This is a genomic window from Fructobacillus broussonetiae (assembly GCF_018437275.1).
GTDB classification, from domain to species: domain Bacteria; phylum Bacillota; class Bacilli; order Lactobacillales; family Lactobacillaceae; genus Fructobacillus; species Fructobacillus broussonetiae.
This window is the reverse complement of the sequence record NZ_JAAMFK010000001.1, coordinates 194898-207634: the sequence shown is the minus strand read 5'-3', so window position 1 is coordinate 207634 and position 12737 is coordinate 194898. Positions and strand designations below refer to the sequence as shown.

The 12737-nt window shown below is 46.0% G+C and carries 14 protein-coding genes; 13 read left to right on the top strand and 1 reads right to left on the bottom strand.

Annotation, left to right across the window (positions count from 1 at the left end):
• Nucleotides 1-39 precede the first annotated feature (39 nt).
• The 11 genes from recO to G6R29_RS00950 all read left to right on the top strand — a co-directional run bounded on the left by recO (nt 40) and on the right by G6R29_RS00950 (nt 10199).
• A complete protein-coding gene (gene recO, locus G6R29_RS01000; RefSeq protein WP_213808494.1) occupies nt 40-825 on the top strand; it encodes a DNA repair protein RecO in 786 nt (261 codons plus the stop codon).
• Nucleotides 826-828: 3 nt separating this feature from the next.
• Nucleotides 829-1794: an asparaginase gene (locus G6R29_RS00995; RefSeq protein WP_213808493.1), complete on the top strand. Its 966-nt coding sequence runs from the start codon at nt 829-831 to the stop codon at nt 1792-1794.
• A 175-nt stretch (nt 1795-1969) separates the two neighbouring features.
• Complete coding sequence (gene glyA / locus G6R29_RS00990) at nt 1970-3202, top strand: serine hydroxymethyltransferase (RefSeq protein ID WP_213808492.1); 1233 nt, start codon at nt 1970-1972, stop codon at nt 3200-3202.
• Nucleotides 3203-3226: 24 nt separating this feature from the next.
• Entirely contained in the window at nt 3227-3823 is a 597-nt protein-coding gene (locus G6R29_RS00985; protein ID WP_213808491.1) for a 5-formyltetrahydrofolate cyclo-ligase, read from the top strand.
• Between the two features lie 110 nt (nt 3824-3933).
• Nucleotides 3934-5283 carry a Y-family DNA polymerase gene (locus G6R29_RS00980; RefSeq protein ID WP_213808490.1) on the top strand — a complete coding sequence of 450 codons (1350 nt, stop codon included), beginning with the start codon at nt 3934-3936 and terminating at the stop codon, nt 5281-5283.
• Nucleotides 5276-5677: a hypothetical protein gene (locus tag G6R29_RS00975; protein WP_213808489.1), complete on the top strand. Its 402-nt coding sequence runs from the start codon at nt 5276-5278 to the stop codon at nt 5675-5677. The genes G6R29_RS00980 and G6R29_RS00975 overlap by 8 nt, the downstream gene beginning before the upstream one ends.
• Nucleotides 5661-5921 (top strand): hypothetical protein, encoded by a 261-nt coding sequence (locus tag G6R29_RS00970; RefSeq protein ID WP_213808488.1) that lies wholly within the window; start codon nt 5661-5663, stop codon nt 5919-5921. Before G6R29_RS00975 ends, G6R29_RS00970 begins: the two co-directional genes overlap by 17 nt.
• Before the next feature lie 88 nt (nt 5922-6009).
• Complete coding sequence (spxB, locus tag G6R29_RS00965; RefSeq protein ID WP_213808487.1) at nt 6010-7827, top strand: pyruvate oxidase; 1818 nt, start codon at nt 6010-6012, stop codon at nt 7825-7827.
• A 119-nt stretch (nt 7828-7946) separates the two neighbouring features.
• A complete protein-coding gene (locus tag G6R29_RS00960) occupies nt 7947-8666 on the top strand; it encodes a 2,3-bisphosphoglycerate-dependent phosphoglycerate mutase (RefSeq protein ID WP_213808486.1) in 720 nt (239 codons plus the stop codon).
• A gap of 103 nt (nt 8667-8769) precedes the next feature.
• On the top strand, nt 8770-9426 hold the full coding sequence (locus G6R29_RS00955) for a nitroreductase (RefSeq protein WP_213808485.1): 657 nt from the start codon (nt 8770-8772) through the stop codon (nt 9424-9426).
• 119 nt (nt 9427-9545) lie between these two features.
• A complete protein-coding gene (locus G6R29_RS00950) occupies nt 9546-10199 on the top strand; it encodes an SDR family oxidoreductase (protein WP_213808484.1) in 654 nt (217 codons plus the stop codon).
• Between the two features lie 77 nt (nt 10200-10276).
• On the opposite strand, the gene G6R29_RS00945 is transcribed toward G6R29_RS00950, so the two are convergent.
• The gene (locus G6R29_RS00945) at nt 10277-10975 is read right to left on the bottom strand and encodes a YjjG family noncanonical pyrimidine nucleotidase (protein WP_213808483.1); all 699 of its coding nucleotides are present in this window, start codon (nt 10973-10975) and stop codon (nt 10277-10279) included.
• 186 nt (nt 10976-11161) lie between these two features.
• Here G6R29_RS00945 and G6R29_RS00940 point away from each other — a divergent pair, with 186 nt between their 5' ends.
• Nucleotides 11162-12157, top strand: coding sequence for a YeiH family protein (locus G6R29_RS00940; RefSeq protein WP_213808482.1), 996 nt, complete (start codon nt 11162-11164; stop codon nt 12155-12157).
• A gap of 338 nt (nt 12158-12495) precedes the next feature.
• The gene (locus G6R29_RS00935; protein ID WP_213808481.1) at nt 12496-12687 is read left to right on the top strand and encodes a hypothetical protein; all 192 of its coding nucleotides are present in this window, start codon (nt 12496-12498) and stop codon (nt 12685-12687) included.
• Nucleotides 12688-12737 lie beyond the last annotated feature (50 nt).

Sequence of the window (12737 nt, the reverse complement as noted above, 5' to 3'; positions counted from 1 at the left end):
TTTTTCGTACATAAAATCATTAGGGAAAGGAGGTTGCCCATGGCTTTAATTGAAGGACTCGTGCTAAGTACAACGGCTTATCGAGATAATGATTTGCTCGTTAAGGTATTTACCAAAGACGAGGGGATTATCACGGTCATGGCCTGTGGGGTCAAGAAGTCCAAATCGGCCATGCGTCCAATTGGGCAACCTTACACCTGGGTGGTATTCGACGGAACTTATCCGAAGAACAAGCAGGGAATTGGTTTTGCAAACTCTGTTCAGGAGAGTAAGATTTACCGTCACGTGGTCGAGGATCTAACAACTGCTGCCTACGCTGCTTTGATTGCTAAACTAGTTACCGTTGCCTTTGAGGAGCATGTCAAACAGACCGAATGGTATAAAAAGCTTTTGGCCGCCTTTGCTCAGTTGAACGAGCAAAAGGATCCGCAGGTTGTGACCAACATTATTGAGTTACAGTTGCTTCCAGTATTTGGCGTTGCGCCAAACTGGCGAGCTGACCCACTAACAGGCCAGGTCGAAGGTGACTTTGACTATTCCGACAAGTACAACGGCATTATCGAGAAGTCTCATTTTGATATGGATGATCACCGTTTACACTTGGATCAGAAAACGGTTTATTACCTACGACTATTTTCGACAATCGATATCTCAAAGCTTGGATCTGTTACACTATCCGTCGTGACAAAGCGCGGAATCCAACGAGTCGTCGATTATTTATACGATCGACAGGTCGGTTTTCAACCAAAAGAAAAACGTTTTATTCAAAAAATGGCGGCCTTTGAGGGGCAGTTGGCCATTAAACCAAGAAAGAGAGAGGACTGAAGGATGAAAAAGATTTTGGTGCTGCACACTGGTGGAACGATTTCCATGCACGTTGCCGAAGACGGTGACGTCGAAATGGGTGCTAACAATCCCTTGAACGATGCGAACGTTGGCTTGAACGATGTTAACCTGACCGTTGAAAACATCTTTAACGTGCCATCTGAGCACATTAAGCCTTCACACATGCTCATGCTTTACAAGCGTTTAAAAAACGCTGACCAGGACTATGATGGCGTTGTGATTACACACGGAACGGACACTTTGGAAGAAACGTCTTTCTTCTTGGATAAGACGCTTGGTTTGGATATTCCAGTGGTGATGACGGGGGCTATGCGTTCATCGAACGAGCTTGGTTCCGACGGACTCTATAACTTTCAAATCGCGCTTCGGACTGCAATGGACGACCAGTCTCGTGGGCGTGGTGTGATGGTTGTCTTAAACGATGAGATTCACGCGGCCCGCTTTGTCACGAAGACCCACGCCACAAACGTAGCAACCTTCGCCTCACCAATCTCTGGCCCAATGGGCATGATCACGAAGAACCAAATCATTTACTTCTACAACCTGCCTGGAACCATGGTTTACCCAATGGAACAGGTGGAGAAGAAGATTCCCGTCATGAAAGCCTACGCTGGTATGGACGGACAGATTTTATCACTGTTTGCGAATAGCGAACACGTCGACGGAATCATCATCGAAGCCCTGGGTGCTGGTAACCTGGGGGAAGATGCCGCCCGCGGTGTCCAAGAATTGCTCGACGCTGATATCCCAGTCGTGATCGTCTCTCGTTCCTTTAACGGAATCGCTGAACCGGTTTACGATTACCTGGGTGGGGGAATCCAGCTTGAAAAGTCCGGCGCAATCTTCGCCCGCGCCGTAAACGGTCAAAAGGCTCGTTTGAAGCTCTTAATCGGGTTGGAAAACAACTTATCCCAGGATGAGTTAACGGACTTCTTGCACGAATTCTAAGCGGAATATGATGAACAAAGCAGCCTCGTGCTGCTTTTTATTTTGCATAAAACAGGCGAAATTATTCCACACTAATGTTAAGAAAGTTCGGTATACTAAAGACAATGCTTTTTAGGATTTTTGGATAATGGTATTCAAAAGCCTTCCGGATCACATATACGTAGGAGATAAAGCAATGACACAACAATTTAAAGACACCCTTATTTTCTCTGCTATTGAGCAGGAAGCCGCACGTCAAAATCGTACAATCGAGCTGATTGCGTCCGAAAACTTTGCCTCACCAGCCGTTCGTGCTGCACAGGGTTCTGTTTTGACCAATAAGTATGCCGAAGGTTACCCATACAAGCGTTATTACGGTGGAACCGAGTATGTCGACGTTGTCGAACAGGCTGCCATCGATCGCTTGAAGGAGCTCTTTGGGGCTGAATACGCCAACGTGCAGCCACACTCTGGTTCACAGGCGAACGGAGCCGTCTATATGGCTTTCTTGAAGCCGGGTGACACAATCCTTGGAATGGGTTTGGATGCCGGTGGGCACTTGACTCACGGGGCCAAGGTTTCGTTCTCTGGTAAGATGTACCATTCCGAAAGTTACGGCTTGGATCCAGAAACCGAAATGTTGGACTATGACGCTATCATGGCGCAAGCCAAGGAAGTGAAGCCACAAATGATTGTGGCTGGTGCTTCCGCATACTCCCGCGCCATTGACTTTACCAAGTTCCGTGAAATCGCTGACGAGGTCGGTGCTTATTTGATGGTCGACATGGCACACATTGCAGGACTTGTTGCGGCTGGGTTGCACCAGAATCCGGTGGGGATTGCAGACGTTGTGACGTCAACGACACACAAGACTTTGCGCGGGCCACGAGGGGGAATCATCCTTTCGCAAGAAAAGTATGCCAAGCAGATTAGTTCCGCTATTTTCCCAGGTTCACAGGGTGGGCCTTTGGAACACGTGATTGCCGCTAAGGCAGTGGCCTTTGGTGAAGCTTTGCAGCCGGAATTCAAGGATTACGCAGCTCAGGTAATCAAGAATGCAAAGGCGATGGCCGAAGTCTTTAACGAAGCAAACAACATCCGTGTTGTGGCCGGTGGAACGGATAACCATCTCTTCAACTTGGACCTGATGGAAACCGGTCTGACGGGTAAGGAGGCGCAAGAATTGCTCGATCGTGTATCGATCACGACTAACAAGGAAGCGTTGCCAAACGAAACGCGTTCGCCGTTTGTCACATCCGGTATCCGAATTGGAACGGCAGCCATTACCACGCGTGGTTTTGACGAAGAAGCCAGCCGGAAGGTTGCGCATTTGATCGCTGATGCTTTGAACAATGCCGCTGACGAGGCAAAGTTAAAGCAGATTAAGAAGGAAGCAGAACTCCTTGTTATGGCTCATCCAATGCCATAAGTTAACTTATAAAAGGAGGGCCATATGACTGATTTTCATCATTCCAAAGTCCCACCCGAACCCGGCACTTTGCTCGCCAAGTCTCTAGTTCGCAACCTCCAGAAAGAACGCCTCCAAACCCTAGCAAACGACAGCGCCTCCCTAAAACGACAACAGGAGCAACGGCTTTACGACCTCCTCTACCAGACAAAAGCCTGGCAGGCGGCACACACCATCGCTGTTACGTCCTCCTTACCGTTTGAGGTTAACACCATGCCGGTTATCAAACGTGCCTGGCAGGAGAATAAGCGCGTCACGTTAGCAAGGGTCGGGGACGCAAAGCGTTTGACCTTCCACCGCTACACCGAAGACACAAAGCTTGTGCCAACGAAACCTTTTGGCTTGTTGGAACCGGCCAACACGGCCGCGGTTCCACCATCAGAAATTGATCTCGTCTTGGCACCGGGTCTCGCATTCGATTCAGATTCGCACGTTCGACTTGGTTTTGGCGGCGGATACTACGACCGTTTCTTGCAGAATTACCAGGGGACTTCGCTGAGTCTGGCGCTTTCAGAACAGGTCATTCACGAACGCTGGCCAGTCGATGCATTCGACGTGCCGGTCGATATCATCATCCAATAACAGCTTAAAAATAACCTTTCCCAATTCTTTTGAGATCGGTTATTTTTTTGCTTGCATATACGAACATCTGTTCGTATAATGAAAAAGGAATGAACAAGAAGGAGGACATCATGGCAGCAAATTCGATTGAATCCGTCTACGAAAAGGAGTCACGACGGGTTGTCTTTCTCATTGATTCGAAGAGCTTTTACGCGAGTGTTGAGTGTGTTGAACGCCACTTAAATCCGCTGAAGGCGATGCTTGTTGTGATGTCCCACCAGGAGAACATTTCAGGGGGACTCGTTTTGGCCTCGTCACCGATGGCCAAGAAAAATTTAGGCATTTCCAACGTCACCAGACAAAAGGACGTGCCGGACATGCCGGGCTTGGTGAAGGCCGAACCGCGCATGAATCTTTACATTAAGAAGAATCTAGAAATCAACGGTATCTACCAGCAATACGTCGATGAAAAACACTTACTGCCGTATTCCATTGATGAATCAATTCTGGACGTGACGGATTTCTGGCGCTTATTTGGGGAGTCGCCAAAGGAAGTAGCGCAAAAGATTCAAAAACATGTATTGAGAGAAACCGGAATCTACGTTTCGGTTGGTATTGGCGAGAGTCCAGTGATGGCAAAGCTCGCCTTAGACCTCGCGGCTAAGAAGGATAAGCACTTACTAGCTGAGTGGCATTTCGAAGATCTACCCCAGGTGCTCTGGCCCGTTTCTGACTTTGGCAAAGTTTGGTCAATTGGTCGAAAAACGGCAGTGAAACTAAACCGCTGGGGCATTAACACAGTAGGGGATTTAGCCCACTACAACCCCTACATCTTGAAAAAGAAGTTGGGCCTTTTAGGTGAGCAACTCTTTGCTCTTGCTTGGGGCATCGATCGCTCGGACCTGACCGAAGACATCAAGCCAAAGGATAAAACCTATGGAAACTCTCAGGTTCTACCTTACAACTATGTGAAGCGGGCTAACCTCGAGGTCGTCATCATGGAGATGGCGGACCAAGTGGCTTCCCGCTTACGATCGCACAACGTACAAGCTTCTTTAGTGAGCCTTTATCTTGGCTTTGCAAAAGATTACGCCGCCTTTGATGAACGGCATGATCCAGAACGAGGCTTGAATAAAACGGTGCGCATCGAGCCAAGCAACAACAGCCAGCATTTAATGGCTGTTTTACGACGCGTTTTCAATGAACACTGGAACGGACAGCCAGTGCGAAACGTCGGCGTGTCGATGGGTGGACTGAACGAAGACAAGGTTCAAACCATCTCCTTGTTTGATCAGCCGGCCGAAGAAAAGAAAGAGAAACAAGTAGCCAAACAGTCGCCGTTAGACGAAGCAGTCGATCGGATTCGACGTCGTTTTGGTACGGCTTCCATCGTTCGTTCCATTTCGTTGGAACAAGGAGCGACCGCTATTTCCCGTGCTAACCTCGTCGGTGGTCACAACGGAGGAAACGCTTATGAGTAGTGAGTTTTTAAAAGAAGAGGAGTGGCTTTCGACAGTCAAAAGCTACTTTGAACACGACTACCGTGAGCGTGGAAAGGTGAAGTGGAACGGTTTTTTCTTGTCTGACCATACGGCAAAGCTTAAGGAGAAAGAACGTTTAGCAGCAAATCAAGAAAAAGCAGAATGGCTAGAGGAATTACCACTGGATGTCATCACGGACAGGGTGAATCAAGCAAAGGAATTTCTTCAGCCCATTCGCTTGCAGGAGAATCAATTAAACAAAGACGGTCAGATTCCACTCCCAAAAGAGGGAGCGGTTTCAGACTTTCACCGTGAGGGCTTCTACTTAGGTGATGAAAAAATTAATTGGGAGAGTATTCGTTTTGTGGAGGTGCTACATGGCAAACGAAACTGACGTTAGATCGATTTTGAAGACCATTGAGCCACTCTTTAGGAAACGACACAATACCTTATATGAAATCATTCTGGTGGACTTAGAAGAGCAACAAACCATCAATGTGCTCTTTGAATGGGGGCGCATTGGTCACGCCACGATTTCAAGACAGGTGAAGGCGGTTTCCTATCGAACGGAACAAGAAAAAGAAGCCTTCTTATCAACTTTAAAAGAAAAAACACCACTTCCAATTAGCTGGCAATGACGAACCGTGTCCTGAATTTCTAAAAAATTTAACAAAGTTAAAAACTAGGGCTATACTGATGTTAAATACTAGAACAGGAGATAGCTTTATGTCAGAAAAAACGGTGTCAGCAAGCGTCGCAATGTTACAAGTGTTGGAGAGTTGGGGTGTCGACCACCTGTACGGCTATCCTGGAGGTTCTTTTAACTCCACGATGGCTGCTCTCGCCGATGAAAAAGATCGGATGAAGTACGTCCAAATTCGCCACGAACAAGTTGGTGCGATGGCGGCTTCCGCCGATGCTAAGTTAACGGGTAAGATTGGTGTTGCCTTTGGTTCAGCCGGACCTGGTGCCACAAACTTATTAACGGGACTCTATGATGCTCGTGAAGATCACGCGCCAGTCTTAGCTTTAGTTGGACAAACCGGACAGGCCGTGATGAACAAGCACTTCTTCCAGGAATTCAACGAAGACCCAATCTTTGAAGATGTTTCCGTTTACTGCCGCACGGTGATGACCGCAAAGAGTTTACCTCAAGTGGTTGATCAAGCCATTCGTGAAGCATACAAGAACAAGGGTGTAGCCGTCGTTATTATTCCAAATAACCTTGGCTACGAACAGATTCCTGAGCGTAAGTACGCGTCCCACACAGCAAGTGACGACAAGGTTGCGCCAAAAGTGGAGCCATCCGACAAAGAAGTGCAAGAATTCTTGCACATGGTTAAAGAAGCAAAGCGTCCTGTTATCCATGTCGGACGTGGAATCCAAGATGGTGGTGACCAATTAATCGAGCTTTCAAAGAAACTCCAAATTCCATTGGTCATGACTGGCTTAGCAAAGGGATACGTGGATGAGGCCTACGAGGGAAACCTCGGTATGTCAAACCGTGCCGCGCATAAGGCAGCCGATGAAATCATGGCTTCAGCCGACCTTGTTATCGCCTTGGGAACGGACTTCCCATTCGCTGATTTGGTTTACCAGACTCACGATTTTAAGTTCATTCAAGTTGATAATGACCGTGTTGAACTCGGTCGTCACCACGAACTTGACCTCGGTATCTGGGCGGATGCAACGGCCTTCGTGGAAGCCGCATTAAAGGCCTCGAAACCCGTTGAAAAGCGTCCGTTCATGGAAGCTGCCATTGCCGATAACCGTAACTGGCAGAACTACATGAAGGAGCAGGAAAACAACACGGATACGCCAATTCGTGCCGAAAGCATTTACAAGCAAATCAATCGAATTGCTGAAGACGATGCCATTTTCTCAATTGATGTCGGAGACAACATCATCAACGCCTTCCGACACTTGCACGTATCAAAGAAGCAAAAGATGGTGATTTCAGCGCTCTTCGCTTCAATGGGTACCGGTTTGCCTGGTGCCTTGGCTGCTAAGATGTCTTACCCAGACCGTCAAGCCATCCAAGTAGCAGGTGATGGTGCTTTCTCGATGATCATGCAAGACTTGATTACGGAACGAAAGTACGGATTACCAATCATCAACGTTATTACGTCTAACGCTACGTTGAACTTCATTAAATCTGAACAAGATGATGTTTCAATGCATCACTCTGGCATTCACTTGGCAGATCAAAACTTTGCTAAGATTGCGGATGGTATGGGCGTTGAAGGTGTTGAAGTTCGTGACCCCAAAGATTTGCCAGCAGCCTTTGACCGGGCAGTCAAAGTGACGAAGGAAGGTCGTCCATTCTTAATCGATGTTAAGATTTCAGACGCCCGTTCATTACCAGTTGAAGAATTGCAGTTGAAAGAAGTGGGGGATCACTTCGAAGAAACCATCAATCCAACTTACAACAGCAACCTCGATTTAAAGCAACCAAAGACGGTTCGTGAATTCTTAGACTACTATGGTGGTCAGAAGTTAAAGACTTTGCCAGAATTCTTCGAAGAATATGGTGTTAAGCTTTAATTCATTAAGTTGACTTATAAGACAGTCACCGGTAACGGTGGCTTTTTTATTTATCTTAAATGCTTGAATTAGAGGGGCTAAAAAGGGTAGAATAGGTCTCAAGAAAAGGGAGGATTGCGATGCCAACGCTTGTTTTAATCCGTCACGGTCAAAGTGAATGGAACAAAAAGAATCGTTTTAACGGATGGATTGATACCAGGCTGTCCGAAAAAGGAATGACTCAAGCGCGTGAAGCCGGTCGCCTGTTAGCTGACCAGGAATTACGCATTGAGCGAGCTTATTCATCCGTCCTTTCCCGAACCATTATGACCATTAACCGGGTCTTGGAAGAAATGGGACAAAGCTATGTTTCTCAAGAAAAGACCTGGCGCTTGAACGAGCGCCACTACGGTATTCTTCAGGGCGAAGAAAAAGACGAAATGCGTGCGAAGTACGGGGAAGACCAAGTTCAAACCTGGCGACGTTCTTACTCCGTGTTACCACCAGCAGCACCAGGACTCTTTCCAAGTGTCGTTGTTGACGGTCAAACCTACCCAGCGTTTGATCACCGCTATGCGCAGGTTCCTTACGGACTACTTCCAAACAGTGAAAACATTCAAACAACGGAAGCCCGGGTAAAACCTTTTTACGAGAATAAAATTCTGGCAGACCTTAAAGCTGGTCGAGACGTACTTGTGGTTGCACACGGCACATCGATTCGCGCCTTAACGAAGTTGATTGAAGGCTTATCAGCAGATGAGGTTACTAAAGTGGAGATTCCAAACGGTGAGCCCATCTTATATGATTACAGTAATGATTTAACGATCCGTCAAAAGACGACGTTAACAACAAAAGATTAATAAAAAGGCCGCTTAAACAGGCGGTCTTTTTACATGGTTTGAAAGGAGTCTAATAAAAGTTCATAATGGATGTAAGTTATTGAAATACGCAAGGAGGTTTCACTTGGAATTTTCAAAAGTATTAGCAACACGTCAATCAAAACGTTGGTTTTCAGATAAAGCCTTGCCAACTGGGCTCTTGGAAGAACTCATCGCACAGGCTCAGCAGAGTCCTTCATGGATCAATTCGCAATCCATTCAGGTAACCATTGCGAAGGGCGACAAGCTTAATGCGATGCGTAAGCAACATGCGGAATTAAACCACGATGATAACGAACCAAGTCGTCCATACATTCCGTTCCGTCCAATTTCTGAATGGGAAGAACCAGCACAGTTCAACATGAAGGGCTGGTTTGGTGATGTGCAAGCAGCAATGGGTGACGAAGGCTCAGCCAAGTTGGCTGAAGCAGGTGATCAACTGTACAACGCTCAAGCTGTTGTTTATCTAACACTTCCTAAGAATTACTCTGAATGGGCTTTGATTGACCTTGGTTTGTTTGCGGACACTTTGTTACTTGCGGCAACGGATGCCGGACTCGGCTCCATCCCCGCATATCAATACGTCCAATATCCAGACAAGCTTCAAGAAAACCTTGGCTTGGATGAAAACCGTGTTCCAATTCTTGGAATCGGATTGGGTTACGCTGATGATCACGAAGGTTTGAACAAAATCCACTCACAGCGAATGCCACTCAAAAAGATGTTAAACATCTTGGATTAATGAATATCAAAAAAGACGCTTCTAAAGCGTCTTTTTTCGACTTTTTAATACAGGTTGCTCATTTAACATGGTTCTAAAAAAATGGTAAAATTGAGTAAAAGAGCAAAGGAGATTTTTAGATGGCAAATGTATTAGTTATTGGTGCCCACGGACGTGTGGGGCAACGAATTGTTGAACAACTGATCGCCGCTGATCAGAATGTCTTTGCTGGCTACCGTGATGAAAATCAATTCGAAACAACGCCTGTTTCAGACCATTGCACGCCAGTCCTGTTTGACTTAGACATGGACACGAAGAAGATGGTCGCTTTAATGACCGACTACAAAATTGAGCAAGTTGTCTTTACTGCCGGTGCAGGTGGTAAGGGTGGTGACGCTCGAACAACCCAGGTCGACCTCGATGGTGCGGTTAAAACGATGGAAGCAACGAAGCAAGCTGGCTTGAAGCGTTACCTCATGGTATCAGCTGCCGGTGCAGACGACCGCAATGTTTGGGTCAAGTCCGGAATTTACACGTACTTCATGATGAAGCACTACGCCGACATGATTCTCCAAGATTCTGGCCTTGATTACACCATCTTACGTCCAACGACGTTGACTGACGACGAAGGAAAGGATTCCGTTCAAGTGCTTGATCAAAGCCGTGAGGGTTCCTCATCTGTTTCGCGCAACGATGTCGCTAAGATGGCCGTTGCGGCCTTGGCTTCAAAGAAGGCCATTAAGCAGGTTGTCGAATTCACTGCTGGTGATACAGCAATTGATTCCATTTTCTAAGACAAAAATAATGAAAAAGTCGCAGGCTCAAGCTTCGAGTTCTGCGACTTTTTGTATGGAATGATTTAATTAAACGATTATGCTTCCGCTAATAAGGTTTGAAGTTCCGAGAGGGCGGTAACCGTTTGGCTTACTGTGATGTTCTCTGGCAATTGCTTGCCATCCAGATTTACCCAGATACGGTCGATGCCATAGCGTTGACCTCCAAGCATATCAGAAAAGATGCCATCCCCAATCATCACTGTGTTTTCCTTTGTCATGTCCGGGTTGTCTTCAAAGATTGCTTCGTAGAAGTCCGTGTCGGGCTTTGCGTGGCCGATTTGTTCTGACGTGTAAATCTTATCGAAGTATTGATCAAATCCAGTTTCTTTCAGTCGACGACGTTGCGTTTCGTCCTGACCGTTTGTACCAACCAAAACGGTGTAATGCTCAGCAGCAGTTTTTAAAACTTCCTCTGCGCCATCGAGTGTTCGATAGTTTTGGTCACGTAAAGTGGCATAATCATTTTCCATGGCTTCAGCGTCAGCCTTTAATCCAAGGGCAGCCAGAGTCTTTGGGTAACGAGTTTTAAAGATTACATCGCGTTCGATTTCCTCGAGTTCATACTGCTTCCAGAGAGCTTTGTTAATCTTTTGATAGGCTTTCAAAGCTTCTTCCACTTGCGCTTGGTCCAAGCCACAGTGTTTTTTGAAGACAGCTTTTACGTCTGCGATTTCACCGCCCTTGAAGTCCAAGACGGTGTCATCGAGATCGACGATAAGAAAACGTTTGTTCATGAGTTTATTTCCTTTTTTAAAAAATAACGACACAAATATCTTAGCATTTACTAGTTATATTAGGAATTAAAAAAGATTTAAGTGAACAAATTAATTAAACATCGGCCAATATTGTTGACATCAAAGAGAGACTAGTGTTTAATTAAAGTATTGTCTTAAATCATATTTGAAAGAGAGTTTGCGCCAATGCGTATTAAAAAAGAGCAGTGGTCAGGAATCGTACTCGTAGTGATTCTCTCCGTTTTGTCTTCTTACTTAGCTAAATTCTTCCCAAAAATTGGGGCCGAAGGCATCGCGATGATTCTCGGCCTGATTCTTGGAAACACGCTTTTAACTGCTGAAAGCTTTGCTTCAGGTGTAAAGTGGTCTGAGAAATATCCAATCGAAGTGGGCATCGCACTGCTTGGTTCGACTTTGACTTTTCAAACCATTAAAAGCTTAGGGATAAACGGCGTTGCTTTCATTGTCATTAACATGGTATTAATCATCGCTTCCGTCTTCTTGTTGGGCCGCTACGTGTTCAAGGTATCACTGAAGGAAAGCATGCTCATGGGTGCCGGAAACGCTGTGTGTGGATCGTCTGCCATCGCAGCCGTTGCACCAGTGATTGATTCCAAGGACGATGACCGCAGAACGGCCGTCGCCACGGTTTCATTGACCGGAATGCTCTTGCTTTTCATCTTGCCAGCGTTGACTGGAACATTGTTTGGTAACCACGATATCCTCCGAGGAGCCATGGTTGGTGGAACGGTTCAGTCAGTGGGGCAGGTAGTCGGAACGGCTGCGTTAATCAACCCAACGGTTGTGACGTACGCCACGCTTTTCAAACTCCTCCGCGTGATGCTGCTCGTCGTTGTGGTTTTGTCATTCGCGGCCATTAACAAGAAGAGTCAAAAGGACGTGGAAGAAGCGGAAAAGAAGAAGGTGACACTCTTCCCGTGGTATGTCATCACGTTCGTAGCATTGGTCGTCCTCAACTCCATAACGGCCTTGCCTGACGGCGCGCACCACGTAGCAAAGACACTTTCATCATTCTTCGGGGTGGTCAACTTGGCCGCCATCGGCTTGAATTTAAAGTGGACAGTTATCAAGAAATCGGGGGTTAAGTTCTTGTCATTCGGATTCGTTGTAGGCGCAATTCAGGTAATTTTGGCCTTTATCTTGATCAAGACATTGCTGTAAAAGTCAAACCCGTACCAGGCCCACAGGGCTATGCCATAACATATGGCAATCGTTATCAGATTGTCTCATAACTTATTCTGTAAGATGAATAAAAGCGCTGGAATTGCACTTATAAAAGTCATTCCAGTGCTTTTTTTATGCGAGTTATTTTACTTCCTTGTTAAATAACTGCAATATATTACTTATTCGATAACAGGTGTTATCAAAGGGAAAGAAACGTATTTTCTTATCAATGGGAATCGGACAAAGAGGGTGCTAATCTGAATGTAGTGATAGAAATTAGAGAGAATTTAGTTTAAGAGTCACCACCGAGGTTGACTCTTAAAAGGGGAGACAAGATGATTAAGGCATTGCCTGAAATTTTAGTTGGAACGTTCATCGTTTTCATTACGACGTTTCTTGCTTCATACTTTAACATGACACCTTCAAACATGATCGCTAGCGCGGCTTTTGAACTTGTGTTTTTCCGTTTGGTGTACATCGGTACGCGCTTCTTATTCTCTTTGAAAAAGCGCCGCTACCAATCATAAGAATCAACCGTTTGTCATGACAATTGTCATGGCTTTTTATTTAAAAGATG

Excerpts from the sequence above, each read along its gene's own strand:
- recO (WP_213808494.1), top strand. The coding sequence starts at position 40 with ATGGCTTTAATTGAAGGACTCGTGCTAAGTACAACGGCTTATCGAGAT.
- G6R29_RS00995 (WP_213808493.1), top strand. The coding sequence starts at position 829 with ATGAAAAAGATTTTGGTGCTGCACACTGGTGGAACGATTTCCATGCAC.
- glyA (WP_213808492.1), top strand. The coding sequence starts at position 1,970 with ATGACACAACAATTTAAAGACACCCTTATTTTCTCTGCTATTGAGCAG.
- G6R29_RS00940 (WP_213808482.1), top strand. The coding sequence starts at position 11,162 with ATGCGTATTAAAAAAGAGCAGTGGTCAGGAATCGTACTCGTAGTGATT.
- spxB (WP_213808487.1), top strand. The coding sequence starts at position 6,010 with ATGTCAGAAAAAACGGTGTCAGCAAGCGTCGCAATGTTACAAGTGTTG.
- G6R29_RS00980 (WP_213808490.1), top strand. The coding sequence starts at position 3,934 with ATGGCAGCAAATTCGATTGAATCCGTCTACGAAAAGGAGTCACGACGG.
- G6R29_RS00950 (WP_213808484.1), top strand. The coding sequence starts at position 9,546 with ATGGCAAATGTATTAGTTATTGGTGCCCACGGACGTGTGGGGCAACGA.
- G6R29_RS00935 (WP_213808481.1), top strand. The coding sequence starts at position 12,496 with ATGATTAAGGCATTGCCTGAAATTTTAGTTGGAACGTTCATCGTTTTC.
- G6R29_RS00970 (WP_213808488.1), top strand. The coding sequence starts at position 5,661 with ATGGCAAACGAAACTGACGTTAGATCGATTTTGAAGACCATTGAGCCA.
- G6R29_RS00985 (WP_213808491.1), top strand. The coding sequence starts at position 3,227 with ATGACTGATTTTCATCATTCCAAAGTCCCACCCGAACCCGGCACTTTG.
- G6R29_RS00945 (WP_213808483.1), bottom strand. The coding sequence starts at position 10,975 with ATGAACAAACGTTTTCTTATCGTCGATCTCGATGACACCGTCTTGGAC.
- G6R29_RS00975 (WP_213808489.1), top strand. The coding sequence starts at position 5,276 with ATGAGTAGTGAGTTTTTAAAAGAAGAGGAGTGGCTTTCGACAGTCAAA.
- G6R29_RS00960 (WP_213808486.1), top strand. The coding sequence starts at position 7,947 with ATGCCAACGCTTGTTTTAATCCGTCACGGTCAAAGTGAATGGAACAAA.